Origin of the sequence: Xanthomonas arboricola pv. populi (assembly GCF_002939945.1) — a bacterium.
GTDB classification, from domain to species: Bacteria; Pseudomonadota; Gammaproteobacteria; order Xanthomonadales; family Xanthomonadaceae; genus Xanthomonas; species Xanthomonas arboricola_A.
Window position 1 is genome coordinate 317602 of record NZ_MDEB01000003.1, and the last position, 22072, is coordinate 339673.

The window sequence follows — 22072 nt, forward strand, 5'->3', positions numbered from 1 at the left end:
TGCCGCGTGCCGGCAGATTATTGCGGCAACACTTCCAGCGTGGCGACATAGCCCAGGCGGCGCTGCTTGGCCTGCGGCAGCGAGGTCTTGGTGTCTTCGGTGGTGGTTTCCAGCCAGTACATGCCCGGCTCCGGCCAGGTCACGCTGAAGCCGCCCTTGGCATCGGTCTTGAGCTTGATCTCGTCCTGCGCATCGCGATAGCGGGTGCCACCGCGCACGATCTCGATCTCCAGCCCGGCCGCCGGCTTGCCATCCAGCTGCAGCGTGAATTGTGCCGCTTCGCCGGCAACCAGATCGTTGGGATGAGTCACCGGAATCAACTCGATGCCCTTGCCGGCGGGCTTGAAGACCGTGGTGGTCGGCGCACCGCGGGTGACAAAGGTTTCCACCCGGTTGAAGGACTGCGAGACCTGCAGATCCTGCGCGTTCTTCGGCACCTCGGTGGCGAAGCGGGCTTCGTTGCCACGCCAGCGCTTGGGCTTGCCGTCTTCCTTCCAGCTGGCGAACAGGCCGGCGTTGACGATGCTCAGCTTGTAGGTGCCGGGCTGGGTGAGCTGCAGGTCGAACACGCTGCGGTACTTGCCGGTGGCCGGATTTTCCGGCTTGAGCGCGCTGCCATCGGGCGCGGTGATGCTCAGGTTGTCCAGGCGCAGCGGCACGTGGTTGAAGTAGAACAGGTCGTTGGACACCGCTGCATCCACGGTGATCCACGGCGCCTCACCGGCGATGACGGTCTGCGACGGCAGCAACCAGGCCTTGTGGGCGAGTGCGCTGAGCGGCAGTGCGGCGAGCATGGCGATCAGGACGAGCGAACGTTTCATGACAACTCCTTGAAGGATGATCAGGACGGTGGGTCACGTGTCTGATCAGCGCGCAGGTATGGCGCTGCGTGGATGCGTGGGAAGCGATGTGTATCTGGCAACGCGATGCAATGCGCGTATGCGCCGTTGCCTGCCGCGCATGTTGCCTGCGGCCGACAACAGCGGCGCCAGGCTCAGGGTTTGGCGACCAGGCTGACGGCGCCGAGCTCGCTGCTGCCGCTGGCCTTGGCGGTTTGCGCAGACGTCGCCGGCCAGCTGAAAGGCAGCTTGACCAGCTCGCGGCCGCCGACCTCGCGCGCGGCTTCCACCACCAGCGTGTACTGGCCGGGCGGCAGCGACTTCAATGCGCCCTTGGTGTCGGAGAACGACAGCGCATGCGCGCCGGCCGGACGGGTGGGGCCGGTGACGCCGTCGACCGGCACCTCGAGGGTGCGCCCGCTCTTGCGCCACCACTGGCGCAGATCCGGCAGCCACTTGGTGCCGTGGCCTTCGGCGGTGTCCTTGGATTGATACCAGACCGCCAGATTGGCGGCGACCTTCTGGTCCGCACCTTCCAGCCAGATCGCCACATACGGGCGGTGATATTCGGCGACGTTGAGCTTGGGGATCTCGACATTGATGTCGAGCGTGGCGGCGTATGCCGGCATGGCGAGCAGGCCGCTCAGGGCGATGGTCAGGGTGGCGCGCATGATCGTCTCCGGTAGAAAGGTCAGTGGATCAACAGCAGGGCGAGCAGCAACGGAATCAGCAAACCCAGGCCGACCAATGGCCAGGTCATGCGGCGCTGGCGCGCATGCAGATGCAGCAGGAACAGCCCGGTAATGCAGAACACCAGGCAGGCAATGGCGAACACGTCGATGAACCAGCCCCAGGCCGGCCCGGCATTGCGTCCCTTGTGCAGATCGTTGAGATAGGCGATGGCGCCGCGCCCGGTACGCTCGTATTCGATCGCGCCGGTGCTGCGGTCCAGGCTCAGCCAGGCATCGCCGCCAGGACGCGGCAGCGCCAGATACACCTCGTCGGCCGACCATTCGCCGGCACGGTTACCGATGCTGATATCCAGCTCACGTCCCAGCCACTGCGCCACGCGTGGCGGCAGCGGGGCGTCGCCGTCCTCGCGGCTGCCCAGGGACTTCAGCAGGGCGGGCGGCAGCGTGAGCGTGCGGTGTTCGGTCGAGGGGCTGGCTTCGATGCGCGCGGCATGGTTCAAGGTCAGCCCGGTGATGGTGAACAGCAGCATGCCGATCAGGCACAGCGCCGAACTGATCCAATGCCACTGATGCAGCATGCGCAGCCAGAAACCGCGGCGTTGCTGTGTGGTGGCAAGGCTGTCGTTGGAGGTCGCCATGCCGCGCTCAGGCCACATCCGCTGCGGGCGACGGCTGCAACTGCGATTGCCGCACGGCCACCTCGCTCAGCAACGCGCGCAGACGTGGTTGCGTTGCACCCGCCAGCAACGGGGTGAGCTGTTGCAGGAAGCCGGCATGCCCGCCGGCGATCGCACGGCGCATCCATCGCTCGGCCTGGTCGATGTCGCCGCCGTCTGCCAGCAAGGTGGCATAACCGGCCTGGCCGCGAAAATCGCCTGCTTCGGCAGAGCGGCGATACCAGTGGTGCGCAGCGATCGGATCCGCGGCGCAGGCCAGGCCCTGGTCCAGATAGCGCGCCAGGAAGTTCATCGACTTGGCATGCCCGCGTTCGGCGGCGGTGCGATACAGCGCCAGCGCCTGCGCGTGATCCTGCGCCACGCCACGGCCGGAACCGTACAGATGCGCGAGGTTGTACATGCCCCAATCCAGCCCATGCTCGGCGGCGCGGCGATACCACAGTGCCGCCAGCACCTCGTTGCATGCGGTGCCAAAGCCCAGTTCGTGGCAGCGCCCCAACTGGTTCATCGCTTCCGCATGCCCGGCGTTGGCGGCGACTTCGTACCACAGCATCGCCATGGCCGGATCGGCGCGGATGCCGCGTCCTTCGGCGTAGAGCTGGGCGAGCAGCAGTTGCGCCGCCAGATCCTGGCGCTCGGCGGCCTTGCGCAGCAGCGCGACCGCACGATCTGGGTGCGTGTGCAGCAGCTCGATCAGCTGCGCCGGGTCCAGTGCGGGCTCAGACATCGGCCCATTGCCGCAACAGGTTGTGGTACACGCCGGTGAGCTGGATCAGCGACGGATGGCCGGGGGTGTCCTGGGTGAGCCGCCGGATGGACACATCCAGTTCGAACAGCAGGCGCCGCTGCGCATCGTCGCGCAACATGCTCTGCGTCCAGAAGAAACACGCCACGCGGGCGGCGCGGGTCACCGGCATCACCCGATGCAGGCTGGTGCCGGGATAGATCACCAGGTGCCCGGCCGGCAGCTTCACCGACTGCGTACCGTAGGTGTCCTCGATCACCAGCTCGCCGCCGTCATAGCTGTCCGGGTCGCTGAGAAACAAGGTGGCGGAGACGTCGGTGCGGATGGGATCTGCGCCGCCGCGACTGCGGTCGTAACGGATCGCGTTGTCGACGTGATACCCGAACGATTGCCCGCCGCTGTAGCGATTGAACAGCGGCGGATAGATGCGCCGCGGCAACACCGCCGAAAAGAACGTGCTGTTGCGGGCAAGCGCCTCGAGCACCAGCGCGCCGGCCTCGCGTGCCACCGCGCCGTCTTCGGGCAGTTGTGCGTTGTCCTTGGCCTGCGCCGACTGATGGCCGGCAGTGATGCGGCCGTCCGCCCAGTCGGCTGCGTCCAGCCGTGCCCGCAACTCGCCGAGTTGTGCGGGGGTGAGGACATCGGGAATGGGCAGCAACATGCGCAGATCTCCACGCCGCCCGCGCTGTGCGGACGGCGTGCCGGAGGCTTAGAAACTAAACGTGGCGCTCAACACCGCCGAGCGGCCTTCGCCAGGAAGCGCCCAGCCGTTGCCCGCCGTGACAGTTCCTGCCGCGTTGACGGTGAGGTTGTTGCGCACGCTGGTGTAGTACTCCTCGTCGAACAGGTTGTTGACGTTCAACTGCAGGCTGAGCCGATCGTTGAGGCGCAGGCCGACCATCGCGCGGTGCACCCAGTAGTCATCGGTCTTGATATAGGCGGCCGCCGAGGAATTATTCGGATAGAAACCGCCCTGGTAGGTGACGCCGTAGCCGAAGGTCCACTGGTTGAGCGTGTAGGTGGTCCAGATGTTGCCGGCATTGCGCGGGGTCTGCACCAGGTCGCGTCCGGCCACCGGGTCGCCGGTGAGGCTCTCGGTGCGGTTGGACACGCTCTGCAGCACTTCGCTGTCCAGGAAGGTGTAGTTGGCGAAGATCGACCAGCGCTCGGTCAGGTAACCGGCGGCGCCGAGCGCGATGCCGTCCACGCGCGCCTTGCCGTCCAGTACCTGCTCGGGGATCAGCGGATCGCCGCTGTTGACCTTGTAGTTTTCGCGCTCGTTGCGGAACAGCGCAGCGGTCAGTGCCAGGCGCTGGTCCAGCACGTCCCACTTGCCGCCCAGTTCGATGTTGACCGCCGTTTCCGGCTCGACATTGCAGTTGGCACCGGCGGTGGCAGTGGCGATCGGCGTGCACGAGCCGTTGACCGAGGCCTTGGACGGCGTCTTGCTGTTGGCGTAGGACAGATACAGGCTGGCGTTCTCGGCCGGCTTGAACACCAGGCCGGCGCGGTACGAGAACAGGTCCTCTTCGCTGCCGGCCGGGAAGCCCGGGCTCACACCGGTGACGTTGCCGGCGGCGTTGAGGGTGTAGGTGGTGCTGTCGCCTTCGTTGTGCTCGTAGCGACCGCCCAGGTTGAGCATCCACTGTTCGTTGAACTGCAGCGTGTCGAACAGGTACACCGCCTGATTGGTCAGGCTGCCCTTGCTGCGCCCGGTGCGGAAATAATGTTGCGGGCCGGTCCAGATGTTGTACGGATTGTCGAAGGACTGCACCGGGTAGGTGATGCCGGCGGTGGAGCCATCGGCATTGCGGAAGGTAGTGCCGCTATCGAGTTCGAAGTCTTCCTTGCTGAAGGCCACGCCTGCGACCACGCGGTGCTCGATGGCGCCGGTGTGCAAGGTGGCGGTCAGGTCGGTCTGGCTGTGCGCGATGAAGTTCTCCGTCTCGCGCACCAGGCCGCGCGGGCCGCTGTTCGGATTCCAGCTGGCCGCTGGCTGGCCGGCGCAGGCGCGGCCGGTGTACGGATCGGTGCCGTCGGGCAGGCACCAGGTGCCCTGCAGCGCGGTGGCGTTGGTGGTCTGGTCGACCCGCTGCACGCGCGCCAGGCTGCGCAGTTTGACGTTGTCGTCGAAATCCATTTCCAGCACGCCGGTCAGCATGTCCACGTCGATTTGCTGACGCGAGGTGTTGCGGTACCCGAAGAAGGTCTCCGGGTCCACGCCGGGCAGCGGGCCGTCGTTGAACCGGCTGAGCGCGAACGGCACGCCGTACTGCGGCAGGTTGTTGTCGTGCTGGTGCAGGTAGCTCAGGGTGAAGCGTGTATCCGAGCCCAGGCCGAACGCCACCGACGGCGCAAAGCCCCAGCGATGACGGAACTCCTCATCGCGTCCCGGCACGTCCTGGGTGTGGCCCATCGCGTTTAGGCGCACGGCGGTGCCGTTTTCGAAATCGTAATTGCTGTCGGCGGTCAGCCGGCCGTAGCGGTCGCTGCCGCCCCCGACCACGACGTTGGTGAAGTCGCCCTGGCCGGCGGTCTTGGTGACCAGATTGATGTTGCCGCCGACCGAGCCGGCGCCGGACATCGCCGAGTTGGCGCCGTTGATCAGCTCCACCGCTTCCAGATTGAAGGTGTCGCTGCGGCTGTACTGCGCACTGTCGCGCACGCCATCGGTGGTGATGTCGCTGCTGGCGGTGAAGCCGCGCAGGTTGATGCTGTCGCCATAGCCACCGCCGCCTTCGCCCGCGCCGAAGGTGATGCCGGGCAGGGTGCTGAGCACATCGCGCAGCGACAGCAGGTTCTGCTGGTCCATGGTCTGCTTGGTGACCACGGTGATCGTCTGCGGCGTATCGCGCAGCACCTCGGTGTACTTGGGCGAGGACGCCTTTTGCGCACGTTCCTGCTGTACCCGGATGGCGTCCAGATCGACCGCACCCGGCGGCGCCGGTGCATCGGCAGGCTTGGCGAAGGCAGGAGCGGACAGCGTCAGCAGCACGGCCGAGGTGAGCGGGGAAATCCTGGGAGTCATGAGGCGTCTCGAAGAGGAAAGCGAGGATTCGGCCTGGCGATGGCTCGGCGGATGCGGGAGGGAAGGCGGATCGGAGAATGCGCGCCCGCTAGCCCGAGGCGGCCAGTTGGCCCGACCAGTCTCCGGACACGCACAGGCACTGCGCAGCAAGGCGCATGCGGGGCAAGGTCAGTAAAAAGGTGTCGAGCAGAGCTGGGCGCATGGGATCGCAGGGCAGGCCAGTTGTTAAGAAGGCCTGAAGGATTGTGATATTAAATGAAAATCATTCTTTTTTGCAATCGTTGCCGGCTGACGCCACGTACCGAGGCAATCGCGCTGTCCGAGGCGTCAGGCCACTGCAGTAATCAATGCGGGGTCGCACATGGAAATGCGCGGGTCTGTGCCTGCTAGCGGGGCGAAGTGCCGCTATCGAGCCTGGTCGATCTCGCTGACATGGCAGCGAGTCTTCTCACGGGTGCGCGGATCTGCGGCCTTCTGGTGTGCATGCCGGACGGGACCGGGGCTGCAGGCCAGAGCCCTCAGTGGCCTCAACTCAAGGCTGCCGTATCACGTGCGGATCCGGTCGTTGTCAGCGGTCGTCGCGGGTCCAGATGCCGCCGTGTTCGCGCTTGACCGGAAACTTGGGCACGGCAGAGTAGGCCGGTGCACATAGCGGACGGCCGTCGCGGATGTCGAAGCGGGCGCTGTGCAGCAGGCACTCGATGCTGCCTTCTGCCGGGTCGAACGTGCCCGGCGACAATTCGTAGTCTTCGTGGCTGCAGCGGTCTTCGAGCGCGTACAGCTCGCCGTCGAGATTGAAGATGACGATCGGGGCGTCGGTCACCTCATCCCAGACGGTCTGCAGCTCGCCGGGCAGCAGTGCCTCGCTGGCGCAGACGAAGGTCCAGGTGTCGCTCACAGCGCTGCGCCGCCAAGCGGTTTTTCCAGTACCTCAAAGCGCAGGTCCTGGCGCAGCGGCACGCCGAAACGTTCATCGCCATACGGGAACGGTTTGGTGATGCCGGTGCGGCGGTAACCGCGTCGCTGGTAGAACGCGATCAGCTCGTCGCGGATGTCGATCACCGTCATCCGCATCACCGGCAACTGCCACTCGGTGTAGGCGATACGCTCGGCCTCGGCCAGTAGCGTCTTGCCGAGCCCGCTGCCCTGCAGCGAGGGGTCCACTGCGAACATGCCGAAGTAGCCGGCACCGTGGTCGTCGGCGATATGCGCACAGGCCAGCAAACGGCTGTCCTGTTCGACCAGCAGCACCAGGCTGCGATCGCGCAACAGGTCCTCGCGCAGCACCGCAGGATCGATCCGCGCGCCGTCGAGAAAGTCGGCCTCGGTGGTCCAGCCAACGCGGCTGACATCGCCGCGATAGGCCGAGGTCACCAGTGACACGAGGGCGTCGATGTCGTCAACGGTGGCGGTACGGAAGGTGGTGGTCTGCATGGGAGCAGTTTAATCGGGAATCGGGAATCGGGAATCGGGAATCGGGAATCGGGAATCGGGAATCGGGAATCGGGAAAAGCGTTGCGCTGCTTAAGGGCTGCGCTCCACGTATCGAACTGCAAGGCTGCTCGGGAGAGCCGCTTTGTCGATTCTCCATTCCCGATTCCCGATTCCCGATTCCAATCAACCCAGCAGGCGACGCACCTTCACCAACGCAGCAACAAAGCGCTCGATCTCGTCATGCGTGTTGTAGAACGCCAGCGATGCGCGGCAGGTGGCGGCGACGCCGTAGTACTGCAGCAGCGGATGCGCGCAGTGCTGGCCCGAGCGGATCGCGACGCCTTCCAGGTCGAGCAGGGTGGCCAGATCGTGGGCATGCGCGCCTTCGATCAGGAACGACACCACCGCGGCCTTGTCCGGCGTGGTGCCGAAGATGCGCAGGCCGTCGATGCGCTGCAATTCTTCGGTGAAGTGCGCCAGCAGCTCGGCTTCGCGCGCTTCCACATGCGCCAGGCCGACCGACTCCAGGTAATCGACCGCCGCGCCCAGGCCGATGAAACCGGCGATGTTGGGCGTGCCGGCTTCGAACTTGTGCGGGGCATCGTTGAACACCGTGCCCTCGAAACTGACTTCCTTGATCATCTCGCCGCCGCCCAGGAACGGCGGCATCGCCTGCAGGTGTTCGCGACGCGCCCACAGTGCGCCGGTGCCGGTGGGCCCGCACATCTTGTGGCCGGTGATGGCGTAGAAATCGCAGCCGATGCCGGCCACGTCGATACGCTGATGCGGCGCCGCCTGCGAGCCATCCACCACGGTGACGATGCCGCGTTTGCGCGCCTCGCGGCAGATCTTGCGCACCGGATTGACCGTGCCCAGCACATTGGACACATGCGTGACCGCCAGCAGCTTGACCTCCGGCGTCATCGCCTTGCGCAAGGCGTCCAGATCCAGCGCGCCGTCCGGGGTGATCTCGGCCACGCGAATGGTGGCGCCGGTGCGTTGCGCCACCAGCTGCCACGGCACGATGTTGGCGTGGTGCTCCATGCGCGAGATCAGGATCACATCGCCGGTGCCCAGGCGCGGTAGCGCCCAGGAATAAGCGACCAGATTGATCGCAAAGGTCGTGCCGCTGCACAGCACCAGTTCGTCGGCGCGTACGTTGAGAAAGCGTGCCAGCTTGCTGCGCGCGCCTTCGAAGGCATCGGTGGCCTCGGTGCCCAGCGCATGCACTGCGCGGCTCACATTGGCGTTCTGACGACGGTAGAACTCGTCGGTCGCGGCAATGACCTGCAGTGGCTTCTGCCCGGTGTTGGCGTTGTCGAAGTAGATCAGCGGCTTGCCATGCACCTGTCGCATCAGCAACGGGAAATCCGAGCGCACGCGCTCCCAGTCCGGCGCGGCGGGGTGCGTGGTGGCGGGCGCGTTCATGCCACGCCTGCCGAGGCCAGTGCGCGGTCCAGCTGCAGCGCCAGCACCGCGCCCAGCGCGCTGGGCAGCATGCGCAGCGGCTCGTGGCAGAACGCGGCGCTCAGCAAACGCTGCGCCTCGGCCTGCGGCAGGCCGCGCGAGCGCAGATAGAACAGGGCATTGTCATCGAGCTGGCCGACGGTGGCGCCATGCGCGGCCTGCACTTCCTCGGCATCGATCACCAGCACCGGCTGGGTATCGATCTCGGCATTGGCCGACAGCAGCAGGTTCTTGTTCGACAGCCGCGCGTCGGTGCCGTCGGCGCCGGGACGGATGTTGATGCCGCCGTGGAAGACCACCCGGCTGCGATCGGCGCCCACGCCGCGCCAGACCAGCTCGCAGGTGGTGTCGCGTGCGATGTGTGCGATGCCCAGACGTGTATCGACATGGCGGCGGCCGTTGCCGAGCAGCACGCCATTGGCGGTGAGCTGGGCATTGTTGCCTTCCAGGCGTACGTTGAGCTCGTGGCGCGACAGGTTGGCACCCAGTTCCAGATCCACGCGCTGGTAGCGCGCATTGCGTGCCAGCACCGCATCGGTGCGCAGCAGCGACGTTGCGTGTGCACTGTCGGCCTGCACGCGCGCATGCGACAGCACCGCATCCTGGGCCAGATGGACATGCATCAGGCTGTTGTGCAGATGCGCGGCATCGCCGACATGCAGGTGGTGCTCGACCACGTTCAGCGCCGCGCCGGCGCGCAGTTCGATCAGATGGCGGTGATGCCAGGACAGGTCGTGCTCGCCGGCCACGCCGATAAAGACCAGATGCAGCGGCGCCTCGATCTGCGCGCCGTCCTGCACGCGCACCAGCACGCCTTCGTCGGCAAGTGCGGCATTGAGGCGCGCAAAGATTTCATCGCTGCCTTCGAAACGGCGGCCAAGCAACTGCTGGGCGTCGTCGCCGGCGGCCAGCGACGCGGACAAGGTGTCCAGTTGCACGCCGTCCGGCAGCGTCGACAGGTCGCTTAATGCGTCGGACGGGCGACCGTTGACGAACACCAGCCGCGGCGACGGGATGTCGGCCAGCAGCGCCGCGTCGATCAACGTCGGCACCAGCGGCGCGGGTTGGAAACTGCGTCGCTCCAGCTGCCGCAGCGAGGTGTATTTCCAGGCTTCGGCGCGCGGGCCGGGCAGGCCGGTCTGCAGCGCGGCATCGAGTTCGACCCGGCGCGCATCGTTGCCGTTGAAGCCGCGGGCGAGGGATTCCAGCAGGGCGCTCATCAGGCAGCCGCCTCGGGCACCACGCGGTCCTTGAGGAAGTGGTAGCCGTGCTTTTCCAGCTCCAGCGCCAGCTCCGGGCCGCCGCTCTGCACGATGCGTCCCTCGGCCAGCACATGCACCACGTCCGGGGTGATGTAGTCGAGCAGACGCTGATAGTGGGTGATCACCAGGAACGAACGCTCCGGCGAGCGCAGCGCGTTGACGCCGTCGGCCACACTCTTGAGCGCATCGATGTCCAGGCCCGAATCGGTCTCGTCCAGGATGGCGAGCTTGGGCTCGAGCACGGCCAGCTGGAAGATTTCGTTGCGCTTCTTTTCGCCGCCGGAGAACCCTTCGTTGACGCCGCGATGCAGCAGCTCGTCCTTCAGGTGCAGCACGGCCAGCTTCTGCCGCACCAGCTTGAGGAACTGCATCGAGTCCAGCTCGTCCTCGCCACGCGCCTTGCGCTGCGCATTGAGTGCCGCGCGCAGGAAGTAGGTGTTGTTGACGCCGGGGATTTCCACCGGGTACTGGAAGGCCAGGAACAGCCCGGCTGCCGCGCGTTCTTCCGGCGGCAGCTCGAGCAGGTCCTTGCCTTCGAACTGCACGGTGCCGGCGCTGACGTCATAGCCGTCGCGCCCGGCCAGCACGTTGCCCAGCGTGGACTTGCCGGCGCCATTGGGCCCCATGATGGCGTGCACCTGGCCCGGCTGGATGTCCAGCGACAGGCCCTTGAGGATGTCTTTGCCGGCGATGCTGGCGTGGAGGTTGTTGATCGTAAGCATGTGAATAGGGAATCGAGAATAGGGAATGGGTAATGCGAGACGTTGGCGCGGCAAGGAGCAGGAAAGAGAACCGATACCGATTCTCCATTCCCCACTCCCGATTCCGTCGGCGTCAGCCGACGCTGCCTTCCAGCGAGACTTCCAGCAGCTTCTTGGCTTCCACCGCGAACTCCATCGGCAGTTCGCGGAACACCTGCTTGCAGAAGCCGTCGACGATCAGCGACACCGCGTCTTCCTGGCTGATGCCGCGCGCGCGGCAATAGAACAGCTGGTCGTCGCTGATCTTGGAGGTGGTGGCCTCGTGCTCGACGGTGGCGCCGGGATTCTTTACCTCGATATAGGGGAAGGTGTGCGCGCCGCACTGCTTGCCGATCAACAACGAATCGCACTGCGTGTAGTTGCGCGCGCCGTCGGCATTGCGGTCCACCTTGACCAGGCCGCGATAGGTGTTCTGCCCGCGCCCGGCACTGATGCCCTTGCTGACGATCTTGCTCTTGGTGCGCTTGCCGATATGGATCATCTTGGTGCCGGTGTCGGCCTGCTGACGGTGATGGGTCAGCGCCACCGAGTGGAACTCGCCGACCGAATCGTCGCCGAGCAGCACGCAGGACGGATACTTCCAGGTGATCGCCGAACCGGTTTCGACCTGGGTCCAGGTGACCTTGCTACGCGCGCCACGGCACTCGGCACGCTTGGTGACGAAGTTGTAGATGCCGCCACGGCCTTCCTCGTCACCCGGATACCAGTTCTGCACGGTCGAATACTTGATTTCGGCATCTTCCAGCGTCACCAGCTCGACCACCGCCGCGTGCAGCTGGTTTTCGTCGCGCATCGGCGCGGTGCAGCCTTCCAGATACGACACATAGGCCTTGTCCTCGCACACGATCAGGGTGCGTTCGAACTGCCCAGTGTGGCCGGCGTTGATGCGGAAATAGGTGCTCAATTCCATCGGGCAACGCACGCCGGCAGGAATGAACACGAAGCTACCATCGGAGAACACCGCCGAGTTGAGCGCGGCGAAATAGTTGTCGCCGACCGGCACCACGCTGCCCAGATACTGTTTGACGATCTCCGGATGTTCCTTGATCGCCTCGGACATCGAGCAGAAGATCACGCCCTTCTCGGCCAGTTCCTTGCGGAACGTGGTGCCGACCGAGACCGAGTCGAATACCGCATCCACCGCCACGCCGGCCAGCCGGGCGCGCTCGTGCAGCGGCACGCCGAGCTTGTCGTAGGTGTCGAGCAGTTCCTTGGGCACATCGTCCAGCGAGGCGTACTTCGGCCCCTTGGGTGCGGAGTAATAGCTCAACGCCTGGAAATCGATCGGCGAGACCTTTAGCTTCGCCCATTCCGGCATCGGCATCTTCAGCCAGTGCCGATACGCCTCAAGACGCCAGTCGGTCATCCATTGCGGCTCGTCTTTCTTGGCCGACAAGGCACGGATGACGTCCTCGTCCAGGCCGGGCGGGAGCGAGTCCGATTCGATCTCGGTGATGAAACCGGCGTCATAGCGTCGGCCCAGCCGTTCGATAATTTCGGCATTCTGCGGGGGTGCAAGTTCGGTGGCCATCGGGCTGCCTACAGGGTCAGGTGGTCGCGACGCGTGCGGCGATCGAACGCCGACGGCTGTCGCCAGGGAGAGAGAGGGGCTGCAACATCTGTGCGAGCGTGACGCGACGCAATGCATCGCCGACCACGTCGTTGATCAGGCGCCAGTTGGAGCGCACCCCGCATGTCTGCGCGATGCCGCACTGGCCGTGGTCCTGGCTGCATTCGGTGATCGCCAGCGGGCCTTCCATCGCCTCGACGATTTCCACCAGCGTGATCTCGCTGGCCGAGCGCGCCAGCCGGTAGCCGCCATGCACGCCACGCAACCCTTCGACCAGGCCGGCCTGCGACAGCGGCTTGAGGATCTTGCTCACGGTCGGCGCTTCCAGGCCGGCCTGCTCGGCAAGTTCGCTGGCGCTGAGCACCTGGCCGCAGCGCGCTGCCAGGACGGTCAACACGACAGTGGCGTAATCGGTGAGTTTGGTGACGCGCAACATGAGAAGGCGATAAATCCTAAAGCGGACCGAAATTGTACGCTTTTGGCCGAGGCAGGGCCACCTGCCCGGTTCAGCCGCCGGCAAGCAGCAGCCGTTGCCGGTACTGCTGCGCTTGTGCTTGGCGCATCGTCGCACTGCAGTCACAATGAGCGGCCCCCTCACCGGACCCCTACATGTCGCGCAAAGTTGCCGCCCGCAAGTCACGTATCCACGGCAATGGCATGTTCGCCCTCGCCGCGCTCCGCAAAGGCGAGCGCATCATCCAGTACAAGGGGCGCCTGCGCACGCACGCGGAAGTGGATGCCGACGACACCGGCGATGTGGAGAGCGGCCACACCTTCCTGTTCACGCTCAGCGACGACTATGTACTGGATGCCAATTACGAGGGCAATGTCGCGCGCTGGATCAACCACAGCTGCAACCCTAATTGCGAAGCGGTAATCGAAGAGGCCGAAGGCGACGACCGCAGCAAGGACAAGATCTTCATCGAGGCCAAGCGCGCGATCAAGGCCGGCGAAGAGCTCACCTACAATTACGGCATCACCCTGGCCGAGCGGCATACACCGCGTTTGAAGAAGATCTGGGCATGCCGCTGCGGGTCGAAGAACTGCACCGGCACGATGCTGCAGCCCAAGCGCTGAGCACCGGTATCCTGGCGCCGCACTGACGCGGCGCACACATCGATTCACTCATGCGCAACAGGCACATGCCTAGCGTGCGGGCTTCTTTTCAGAGAGGAGTTCCCGCATGTCGTATTCGCTCTCCGGCAAGACCATCGCAGTGCTGGCCACCGATGGCTTCGAACAATCCGAACTCACTGAGCCCAAGCGCCTGCTGGAATCCTGGGGCGCCAAGGTTGATGTGATTGCGCCCGGCGACGCTGCGCAGATTCGCGCCTGGAACAAGACCGACTGGGGCGATTCGGTGCCGGTGGACCAGCGGCTGGATCAGGCCAAGGTCGACACCTACGATGCGCTGGTGCTGCCCGGCGGCGTGCTCAACCCCGATACCTTGCGCGGCGATGCCAGGGCGATCGCATTCATTCAGGCCTTTGCCAGTGCAGACAAGCCGGTTGCCGCGATCTGCCACGGCCCGTGGCTGCTGGTGGAAAGCGATCTGGTGCGCGACCGCGATGTCACCTCATGGTCGTCGGTCAAGACCGACCTGCGCAATGCCGGCGCACGCTGGCAGGATGCGGAGGTGGTGGTCGACGGGGCGCTGATCACCAGCCGCAAGCCCGACGATATCCCGGCCTTCACCGCTGCAGTGGCCAAGGCCCTGGTGGTCTGATCGGTCCGTTGCAACGTTGACAAGGATGAAAACAAAGGCCCGGCGTGGTGGCGCCGGGCCTTTGTCTTGATCCAATGGCCGTTCGCGCAGATCGGCGCGACGGCATGACGGTGTACTTCAGTCCTGCGTCGCAACTGGCGCGTCAGCCTATTTCCCGGACAATGCAGCGGCCGGCACCAGTTGCTCGATGTTCTGGTTGAACTTCACCGCGACGCGGCCGTTCTGGATGCCGACCGACTCCACCTGCACATTGCCCATCGCCGCCGCGATGGCCGGGTCGATACGATAGATCGGCTCCTTGCGCGCGTAGTCGGCCAGCCAGGCATTGAGCAGCTGGCGGGTGCTGTGGTCGAGTTTTGCGCCAGCGTTGGCCGGGCGGAAATCGTCGATGGTGGGTTGATCGAGATAAAAGCCCTGCTTGGCCGTGTCGTAGCGCAGTGCGCTGGTCAGGGTCACATTGCCGACCGGTGCGGGCGCGCCGCCGGCAGTGGCGAGCGCCAGGTCGAAGGCCATCTTGAGCCGGTCGCCTGGCGGCAGCGACAGCGCCGGATTGCTGACCGTCATCTCGACCAGGCCGCCCAGCGCATCGTGCGTCTGCGGGAAGCGGCCACCCAGGAATTGCTGCAGGTCGCTGCCCTGTACGCTGATCTGGTGTCCCTGGATCTGCGGCGTCGCCCACGCGCCGGTCGTCGGTATCGCCAGAGCGAGGGCAAGCAGAGATCCGGCAAGCGAACGCAGTTTCATCGGGTGACTCCGGCAACAGGTGACATCACCTTAGTCGGTGCCGGTGAACCGTGGGTTAGCGCAATACCGGGTGCAGGGTGGCCGAATAGATCTCCCAGCCGTCGCTGCCGTTGCGCGGCTGCAGCCGGTAGGCGCCGACCAGGCGTTGGGTGCCGACGTCGGTGCGCACGATCAGTTGTACCGGCACTTCGATCCGGCGCGGGGGCTGTCCCTGATCCAGTGCGATGGGCGGGTCGTTGTCGATGCGCATCGACTGGATATTGCCGATCCCGCGCAGCGCCGCATCGTCCGGCACCGGCGCAGGGCGACCGCCGCTCCACAGTGCATCGGCATCGCCGCGTGCCGCGCCAGGCAACGCGCCCAGATACCGTTGCACGGTTGCGCTTGCTTTGGCGAAATTGGCGCGCTCGATGGCATCGCCAGGGGTGGCATCGGTTGCGGGTCGTGCGGGCGCATTGCGCTCGGTGGCAACACTCGGCGTTTCCGTCGCCGCTACTTGCGAGGACGATGCCGCGTTGTCTGCTTCCTGGTCTGCAGTGCGATGACAACTGCAGCCGGCGATTGCCGCTGCAAGCATGACGATCCCCAACCCACGCATGGCGCATCTCCCGTCCCCGATGCGCGCAGTGTAGCGATCGCCGCGACGCCGGTCTCAGGGGCTGGGGGCCGGCTGCACGCGCTGCAGGCGCTCCAGCAGCAACTGCAGTTTTGGCCGCAAGGCCTCCAGTGCATCGCTTGGTTGAGCGCGCGGGCGGGCAGCCAGGTCTTCCAGCAGCTGCGAGCCGACTGTCAGCGCCGCGCATTCGTCGCTGCTCAGATCGCGTCGCAGGTGCAACTCCTCGAGCAGCCGCATCCAGTCGGCCCGCGAGCGCTGTTCGAATTCGATGGTGCAGCGATCGCTGCAGGGGCGGCCATCGCTCTCGATGGGCGTGACCGTAATGCGATACCGTTTTCGGGACATGGAAGGGGCGTCGTTCCTTGGGCTGACTCCACCATAGGCGCAGCCAGCAACGGCCTCGATAGCTCAGGCCATGACGCAGTGTTCCAGCATGCTCACTGTGCCGACTGTGGCACGGGTTTGCGCAGCAACGGCAGCGGATCGTACGCACCGTTGCGCCCATAGACACCATAGTGCAGATGCGGCGGCGTGCCGCGCGCGTTGCCGGTGGTGCCGACCATGCCGAGCGGTGTGTTGGGCTCGACGACATCGCCAACGGCCAGGCCGGCGGCCCAGTCGTCCAGGTGCGCGTAGTAGTGGCGTTCCATCGCCGGCCCGAGCACCCAGACCTGTTTGCCGCCCAGGCCGTGATCGCGGATGGCGCTGACCACCCCGCGCGTCGCGGATAGCACCGGCGTGCCGCGCGGCGCGAAGATATCCACGCCGGCATGGCGTCGATCGCGACCGCGCGCTGCGCCGAAGGTGTCGGCGATGCGGCGCGCCTGCACGCCTTCGACCGGAACGTGTAACTGCACGGGTGGGGGCATGCGCGACAGCTCCCAGCTGGTGCGCAGTTGTTCGGCAATCGGCAATTGCCATGCCCAACGCGCCGCGACACCCAGGGCGCACAGCAGCGCAATCGACACCAGCAGGTGGCGCATGCGGCGTGCAGGGCTGCGGGTTGCCGGCGACGGCGGTGTGGATGGGCGAGGAGACGATGGATCGGTCACATGCACCTGCTGGGTTGCCAATCAGCGTGCAGGGTAGGCAAGCGGCGATGAGCGGCATGTGGGTAGTGACGCGGGCGGTCAAGCGCGCTCAAAAAAAAGACGGCCCGCAGGCCGCCTTGGTGACACCGCAGGCGTGCTCGATTAGAGCGCGGCGTCCTTCAACTTCTTCAGCAGGCGCGCCTTGACCTTGAAACTGGCCGGCTTCGCTGCAAAGGTCTGCTCTTCCTTGGTGAACGGGTTGATGCCCTTGCGCTTCGGCTTGGCCGGCACATGGACGCTGGTCAGCTTCAGCATGCCCGGCAGGGTGAACGAGCCGGCGCCCTTCTTGCTCAGCGACGAATGCGCGGCCGATTCCAGCGTAGCCAGAACGGCGCGGACGTCCTTCGGAGCCAGCTGGGTGGATTCGGCAATGTGCGCGACCAGGCCGGTCTTGCTCAGCGCTTCCTTGATCGGCTTCGGCGCAGCGGACTTGGCAGCAGCGGCCTTGGCCGGCTTTGCGGTCTTGGTCGCGGCGACCTTTTTCACTGCCTTCTTGGGGGCAGCCTTCTTAGCGGCGGTTTTTGCCATGAGTTATGTGTTCCGTGATCGTTGGTGGTGTTGGGCCTGCCGACCCAGTCGGCAACGCGAAATGTAGGGCAACTGCTGCGCGCCGCCAATAGGTAAACGATGAAACAACCGAAAAAAAGCGTATTTTGACGGGGATTCGTTCACCGGCGGCAGAAAACCTCCGCGAAAGCGCTGTCAAAGCGGCTGCGATGCGCAGGGCGATGCGGTGTCTGACGCATAGCAGCAGATCGTTTGCGCGAAGGCATATGTGCGTTTTTGCATCGTGCGTGGCACCGAGCATTGTCAACATGTACAGCCAGCGGTGGCGTCCGCTGAGGCGACCAAGCGTCGCTGCGTGGCTGCGTGGCTGCGCTGTGCAGGATACGTTTGGCATCGCCAACTGTTTGTATGCGCTGGATGCCTTGTTTTGATCCGTCGCTCCGCTGCGTTCGCGTCGCTGCTGCCATGTGCGCCCATCGCGCGTGCCGGGTTTTTCAGCGGCTCACAGGCGCAGACGCGCTGGGTGTCGTTACGGCTTCACTGCGCACTTGCCTTGGCACTCCTGCGCGCGGCCCGCCGGCCGCTGCGAGACATTCCGACTTTGGATGACGCCCAGCCACAGGCCGACTAATCATTGGCCGCCGACAGGCTGCGGCCGCGCTCGGTCGCTGCGGCAATCGCCTTGGCGGTGAGCGCTTCGAACTGGCCGGCCTGAAATGTCTCGATTGCCGCCTGCGTGGTGCCGTTGGGCGACGTCACCCGGCGCCGGAGCAGCTCCGGTGCTTCGCCCGATTCGGTCAGCATGCGCGAGGCGCCGAGCAGGGTCTGCAGCACCAGCGTGCGTGCGGTTTCGGCTGGCAGGCCTTGCGCACGCGCGGCCGCTTCCATCGCTTCGGCCAGCAGAAATACATAGGCCGGCCCGCTGCCGGAGACGGCGGTCACCGTGTCCATCTGCGCCTCGTCGTCGATCCAGACGGTGACACCGGCGCTCTCCAGCAAGCCGGTCGCCTGCGCACGTTGCGCCTTGGACACGCGTGGATTGGCGTACAACCCGGTGACGCCTGCACCGAGCAGAGCGGGCGTATTGGGCATTGCGCGCACTACCGCAAGCTCGCCGCCGGACCAGCGCTCCAGCTGCGGAGCGGTGATGCCGGCGGCAATGGACAGCAGCAACGGCTGTTGCGCCTGCGCAAGATCGGCCAGCTGCGCGCATACCGCTGGCAGCACCTGCGGCTTGACCGCCAACACCCAGACGGCTGCGCCGTCCACTGCGCTGCGCGCCTGTTCCACGGCGTGCACGCCAAAGTCGCGTGATAGCGCATCGCGCAGTTCCGCCACCGGCTCGGCGACGCGGATGCTGGCAGCGGGCACGCCCTGCCGGATCAGCCCGGCAATCAGGCTGCGCGCCATGTTGCCGCCGCCGACGAATGCGGTGAGCGCAGTGGCGGAAGGCGAGGGCGCGGGCGAGGAGGGCAGAGTCATTGCGACACCTTAAGTAAGAGGAAACAGCGACGCGCTAACGCGAGGCTGATCGGAAAAGACGGTCAGGAAGCTGCGGCAGCCGACGAGGCGCGTTCGCCGAACAGCGCCGTCCCGACGCGCACCATGGTCGCGCCGGCCGCGATCGCTTCGGCAAAATCCGAGCTCATGCCCATCGACAAGGTATCCACCTGCGGATAGCGACGCTTGAGGTCTTCGAACAGTGCCTGCATGCGGGCAAACGCCGCCATGCGGCGCACCTGCTCGGGGAAGGGCGCGGGAATCGCCATCAGGCCGCGCAATTGCAGCTGGGGTTGCAGCGCGATGGCCTCGGCCAGTCCGTCGACCGCCTCCGGCGCGCAGCCGTGCTTGCTGTCCTCGTCGTCGATGTTGACCTGGATCAGGACATTCAAGGGTGTGCGATCGGCCGGACGGTGGTTGGCCAGCGGCACGATCAGCTTGGCGCGGTCCACGGTCTGCACCCAGTCGAACCACTGGCTGGCCAGTTCGGCCTTGTTGGATTGCAGGTGGCCGATCAGATGCCACTCCAATCCCAGCGTCTGCAGCTGGGCAATCTTGGTTTGCGCTTCCTGCACGTAGTTTTCGCCGAATGCGCGCTGGCCCTGCGCCGCCAGCGCGGCAATCGCGTCTGCCGGCCGGGTCTTGGACACCGCCAGCAGGCGCACATCGGCGCGCGCGTGCCGAGTCGCGGCGGCGTGGATGGCATCGAGAATCTGCTGCAGCGACGAAGCCGGCACGTGGCAATCCAGGCGGAAAAGGAACGCTATAGTGCCGCCCCCGGCTGCGTCCTTCCAGCCGGGTCGCCGAACCGGGCCGGCCAATGATGCTGCAATGGCGCGCGGACGCGCCGGGCCCCGCCCACATGCGAGGCGAGCTGGCGATCGACGCCCGAGCTTGGCCCAGGCAAGGCCCGTGCCCGCACCGCGTCCCCAAAACCAACGCCTTCAGGCCCGCCCGACGGTGCCGGCCTGAACCGGCTGCGGGCCGCTTCCCGCCAGCAGCCAGAACGCTATACTGCCGCCCGGGGAGTACCTTCCAATCGCAGCCTAGGGGAAAAGCAGCGCATGGATATCGCTGAACTATTGGCGTTTTCTGTCAAGAACAAGGCATCGGACCTGCATCTGTCGGCGGGCTTGCCGCCGATGATCCGTGTCGATGGCGATGTCCGTCGCATCAATATTCCGGCCCTGGACCACAAGCAGGTGCACGCGCTGGTCTACGACATCATGTCGGACAAGCAGCGTCGCGATTACGAGGAATTCCTCGAGGTCGACTTCTCGTTCGAGATTCCGTCGCTGGCGCGCTTCCGCGTCAATGCCTTCAACCAGAACCGCGGCGCCGGTGCGGTGTTCCGTACCATTCCGTCCGAAGTGCTGACGCTGGAGGACCTGGGCTGCCCGCCGATCTTCCGCCAGCTGATCGACCAGCCGCAGGGCCTGATCCTGGTCACCGGCCCGACCGGTTCGGGCAAGTCGACCACGCTCGCCGGCATGATCGACTACATCAACAAGAACGAATACGGCCACATCCTCACTGTCGAGGATCCGATCGAGTTCGTGCATACCTCGCAGAAGTGCCTGATCAATCAGCGCGAAGTGCATCGCGATACGCACGGCTTCAATGAGGCGCTGCGCTCGGCGCTGCGCGAAGACCCGGACATCATCCTGGTGGGCGAATTGCGCGACCTGGAAACCATCCGCCTGGCGTTGACCGCCGCGGAAACCGGCCACCTGGTGTTCGGCACCCTGCACACCAGCTCGGCGGCCAAGACCATCGACCGCATCATCGACGTGTTCCCGGCTGGCGAAAAGCCGATGGTGCGCTCGATGCTGTCCGAATCGCTGCGCGCGGTGATTTCGCAGGCGTTGCTGAAGAAGGTCGGCGGCGGACGCACCGCCGCCTGGGAAATCATGGTCGGCACCCCGGCCATCCGTAACCTGATCCGCGAGGACAAGGTGGCGCAGATGTATTCCTCGATCCAGACCGGCCAGCAATACGGCATGCAGACGCTGGACCAGCATCTGCAGGACCTGGTCAAGCGCAGCCTGATCACGCGCAACCAGGCGCGCGAATACGCCAAGGACAAGCGGATATTTGAGTGATTCGGGAATAGGGAATCGGGAATGGGGAATCGCAACAGCACGTTTCCCTGACTGGTCCGGCTCCTGGCTCCTGGCTTTTCCAATTCTCGATTCTCGATTCCCCATTCCCGGCTCCGAAGGAGCACGCCATGAGCACCATCGACTTCACCTCCTTCCTCAAGCTGATGGCGCACCAGAAGGCGTCGGATCTGTTCATCACCTCGGGGATGCCGCCGGCGATCAAGGTGCACGGCAAGATCAGTCCGATCACCCAGACGCCGCTGACCGCGCAACAGAGTCGCGATCTGGTGTTGAACGTGATGACGCCGTCGCAGCGCGAAGAATTCGAAAAGACCCACGAGTGCAATTTCGCCATCGGCGTGTCCGGGGTCGGGCGCTTTCGCGTGAGCTGCTTCTACCAGCGCAACCAGGTCGGCATGGTGCTGCGCCGGATCGAAACGCGCATCCCCACGGTGGAAGAGTTGAGCCTGCCGCCGGTGATCAAGACGCTGGCGATGACCAAGCGCGGCATCATCATCTTCGTTGGCGCTACCGGGACCGGCAAGTCCACCTCGTTGGCGGCGATGATCGGTTACCGCAACCAGAATTCCACCGGGCACATCATCACCATCGAAGATCCGATCGAATTCGTGCACAAGCACGAAGGCTGCATCATCACCCAGCGCGAAGTCGGCATCGATACCGACAGCTGGGAAAACGCGTTGAAAAACACCCTGCGCCAGGCGCCGGATGTGATCATGATCGGCGAGGTGCGCACCCGTGAAGGCATGGATCATGCCGTGGCCTTTGCCGAAACCGGGCATCTGGTGCTGTGCACCCTGCACGCCAACAACGCCAACCAGGCGATGGACCGCATCATCAACTTCTTCCCGGAAGACCGGCGCAACCAGCTGTTGATGGATCTGTCGCTCAATCTCAAGGGCGTGGTCGCGCAGCAGTTGATTCCGACCCCGGATGGTCGCGGCCGGCGCGTGGCGATGGAGATCATGCTGGGCACGCCGCTGGTGCAGGACTACATCCGCGATGGCGAGATCCACAAGCTCAAGGAGATCATGAAGGAGTCCACCAACCTGGGCATGCGCACCTTCGATCAGAGCCTGTTCGAGCTGTATCAGGCCGGAGAGATCAGCTACGAAGATGCGCTGCGCTACGCCGACTCGCAGAACGAGGTGCGCCTGCGCATCAAGCTCTCGCAGGGCGGCGACGCCAAGACCCTGGCGCAGGGCCTGGATGGCGTGGAGATCGCCGAGGTTCGGTGAGCTGCGCAGGAGTGCTGTGCCCTGGCGCATTCTGGTGCATGGTCGTGGCGTA

Annotated in this window: 24 protein-coding genes; 4 read left to right on the forward strand and 20 right to left on the reverse strand. The window is 65.4% G+C overall.

Features of this window, described 5'->3' with window-relative positions; genetic code table 11:
- Positions 1–17 precede the first annotated feature (17 nt).
- From XaplCFBP3123_RS10775 to XaplCFBP3123_RS10835, 13 genes are all read right to left on the reverse strand, one after another.
- Positions 18–821, reverse strand: coding sequence for a DUF4198 domain-containing protein (locus XaplCFBP3123_RS10775; RefSeq protein WP_104534032.1), 804 nt, complete (start codon positions 819–821; stop codon positions 18–20).
- A 173-nt stretch (positions 822–994) separates the two neighbouring features.
- On the reverse strand, positions 995–1510 hold the full coding sequence (locus tag XaplCFBP3123_RS10780) for a DUF2271 domain-containing protein (RefSeq protein ID WP_104534033.1): 516 nt from the start codon (positions 1508–1510) through the stop codon (positions 995–997).
- A 20-nt stretch (positions 1511–1530) separates the two neighbouring features.
- Positions 1531–2169 (reverse strand): PepSY-associated TM helix domain-containing protein, encoded by a 639-nt coding sequence (locus XaplCFBP3123_RS10785; RefSeq protein WP_104534244.1) that lies wholly within the window; start codon positions 2167–2169, stop codon positions 1531–1533.
- Positions 2170–2176: 7 nt separating this feature from the next.
- The gene (locus XaplCFBP3123_RS10790) at positions 2177–2935 is read right to left on the reverse strand and encodes a tetratricopeptide repeat protein (RefSeq protein ID WP_104534034.1); all 759 of its coding nucleotides are present in this window, start codon (positions 2933–2935) and stop codon (positions 2177–2179) included.
- A complete protein-coding gene (locus XaplCFBP3123_RS10795) occupies positions 2928–3614 on the reverse strand; it encodes a Fe2+-dependent dioxygenase (RefSeq protein ID WP_104534035.1) in 687 nt (228 codons plus the stop codon). The genes XaplCFBP3123_RS10790 and XaplCFBP3123_RS10795 overlap by 8 nt, the downstream gene beginning before the upstream one ends.
- A 48-nt stretch (positions 3615–3662) precedes the next feature.
- The gene (locus XaplCFBP3123_RS10800; RefSeq protein ID WP_104534036.1) at positions 3663–5981 is read right to left on the reverse strand and encodes a TonB-dependent receptor; all 2319 of its coding nucleotides are present in this window, start codon (positions 5979–5981) and stop codon (positions 3663–3665) included.
- 568 nt (positions 5982–6549) lie between these two features.
- Complete coding sequence (locus XaplCFBP3123_RS10805) at positions 6550–6879, reverse strand: non-heme iron oxygenase ferredoxin subunit (protein WP_104534037.1); 330 nt, start codon at positions 6877–6879, stop codon at positions 6550–6552.
- On the reverse strand, positions 6876–7415 hold the full coding sequence (locus tag XaplCFBP3123_RS10810; protein ID WP_104534038.1) for a GNAT family N-acetyltransferase: 540 nt from the start codon (positions 7413–7415) through the stop codon (positions 6876–6878). The genes XaplCFBP3123_RS10805 and XaplCFBP3123_RS10810 overlap by 4 nt, the downstream gene beginning before the upstream one ends.
- A 183-nt stretch (positions 7416–7598) precedes the next feature.
- Positions 7599–8843 (reverse strand): cysteine desulfurase, encoded by a 1245-nt coding sequence (locus XaplCFBP3123_RS10815; RefSeq protein ID WP_104534039.1) that lies wholly within the window; start codon positions 8841–8843, stop codon positions 7599–7601.
- Positions 8840–10102, reverse strand: a complete 1263-nt coding sequence (sufD, locus tag XaplCFBP3123_RS10820; RefSeq protein ID WP_104534040.1) for a Fe-S cluster assembly protein SufD — start codon at positions 10100–10102, stop codon at positions 8840–8842. The genes XaplCFBP3123_RS10815 and sufD overlap by 4 nt, the downstream gene beginning before the upstream one ends.
- The gene (sufC, locus tag XaplCFBP3123_RS10825; protein WP_104534041.1) at positions 10102–10866 is read right to left on the reverse strand and encodes a Fe-S cluster assembly ATPase SufC; all 765 of its coding nucleotides are present in this window, start codon (positions 10864–10866) and stop codon (positions 10102–10104) included. Before sufC ends, sufD begins: the two co-directional genes overlap by 1 nt.
- 112 nt (positions 10867–10978) lie before the next feature.
- The gene (sufB, locus tag XaplCFBP3123_RS10830) at positions 10979–12436 is read right to left on the reverse strand and encodes a Fe-S cluster assembly protein SufB (protein ID WP_102584994.1); all 1458 of its coding nucleotides are present in this window, start codon (positions 12434–12436) and stop codon (positions 10979–10981) included.
- A 16-nt stretch (positions 12437–12452) separates the two neighbouring features.
- A complete protein-coding gene (locus XaplCFBP3123_RS10835) occupies positions 12453–12911 on the reverse strand; it encodes an SUF system Fe-S cluster assembly regulator (RefSeq protein ID WP_104534042.1) in 459 nt (152 codons plus the stop codon).
- A gap of 173 nt (positions 12912–13084) precedes the next feature.
- On the opposite strand from XaplCFBP3123_RS10835, the gene XaplCFBP3123_RS10840 reads away from it, so the two are divergent.
- Together XaplCFBP3123_RS10840 and XaplCFBP3123_RS10845 are read left to right on the forward strand one after the other, a co-directional pair.
- Positions 13085–13552, forward strand: a complete 468-nt coding sequence (locus XaplCFBP3123_RS10840) for an SET domain-containing protein (RefSeq protein WP_016902346.1) — start codon at positions 13085–13087, stop codon at positions 13550–13552.
- A 106-nt stretch (positions 13553–13658) separates the two neighbouring features.
- On the forward strand, positions 13659–14201 hold the full coding sequence (locus XaplCFBP3123_RS10845; RefSeq protein ID WP_104534043.1) for a type 1 glutamine amidotransferase domain-containing protein: 543 nt from the start codon (positions 13659–13661) through the stop codon (positions 14199–14201).
- Positions 14202–14348: 147 nt separating this feature from the next.
- Here the strand turns inward: XaplCFBP3123_RS10845 and XaplCFBP3123_RS10850 are convergent, their stop codons facing one another.
- The 7 genes from XaplCFBP3123_RS10850 to XaplCFBP3123_RS10880 all read right to left on the reverse strand — a co-directional run bounded on the left by XaplCFBP3123_RS10850 (position 14349) and on the right by XaplCFBP3123_RS10880 (position 19396).
- Positions 14349–14945: a DUF1439 domain-containing protein gene (locus tag XaplCFBP3123_RS10850; protein ID WP_104534044.1), complete on the reverse strand. Its 597-nt coding sequence runs from the start codon at positions 14943–14945 to the stop codon at positions 14349–14351.
- Positions 14946–15000: 55 nt separating this feature from the next.
- Entirely contained in the window at positions 15001–15543 is a 543-nt protein-coding gene (locus tag XaplCFBP3123_RS10855; protein WP_343125490.1) for a hypothetical protein, read from the reverse strand.
- A 54-nt stretch (positions 15544–15597) separates the two neighbouring features.
- Positions 15598–15906: a DUF3861 family protein gene (locus XaplCFBP3123_RS10860; protein ID WP_104534046.1), complete on the reverse strand. Its 309-nt coding sequence runs from the start codon at positions 15904–15906 to the stop codon at positions 15598–15600.
- Between the two features lie 92 nt (positions 15907–15998).
- The gene (locus tag XaplCFBP3123_RS10865) at positions 15999–16544 is read right to left on the reverse strand and encodes a M23 family metallopeptidase (protein WP_146091322.1); all 546 of its coding nucleotides are present in this window, start codon (positions 16542–16544) and stop codon (positions 15999–16001) included.
- Between the two features lie 210 nt (positions 16545–16754).
- The gene (locus XaplCFBP3123_RS10870; protein ID WP_026064288.1) at positions 16755–17180 is read right to left on the reverse strand and encodes an HU family DNA-binding protein; all 426 of its coding nucleotides are present in this window, start codon (positions 17178–17180) and stop codon (positions 16755–16757) included.
- 606 nt (positions 17181–17786) lie between these two features.
- Positions 17787–18641 (reverse strand): pyrroline-5-carboxylate reductase, encoded by an 855-nt coding sequence (proC, locus tag XaplCFBP3123_RS10875; protein ID WP_104534048.1) that lies wholly within the window; start codon positions 18639–18641, stop codon positions 17787–17789.
- Between the two features lie 62 nt (positions 18642–18703).
- Entirely contained in the window at positions 18704–19396 is a 693-nt protein-coding gene (locus XaplCFBP3123_RS10880) for a YggS family pyridoxal phosphate-dependent enzyme (RefSeq protein ID WP_104534049.1), read from the reverse strand.
- Between the two features lie 327 nt (positions 19397–19723).
- Here XaplCFBP3123_RS10880 and XaplCFBP3123_RS10885 point away from each other — a divergent pair, with 327 nt between their 5' ends.
- Positions 19724–20761, forward strand: a complete 1038-nt coding sequence (locus tag XaplCFBP3123_RS10885; protein ID WP_003489919.1) for a type IV pilus twitching motility protein PilT — start codon at positions 19724–19726, stop codon at positions 20759–20761.
- 128 nt (positions 20762–20889) lie between these two features.
- A complete protein-coding gene (locus tag XaplCFBP3123_RS10890) occupies positions 20890–22020 on the forward strand; it encodes a PilT/PilU family type 4a pilus ATPase (RefSeq protein WP_016902355.1) in 1131 nt (376 codons plus the stop codon).
- Positions 22021–22072 lie beyond the last annotated feature (52 nt).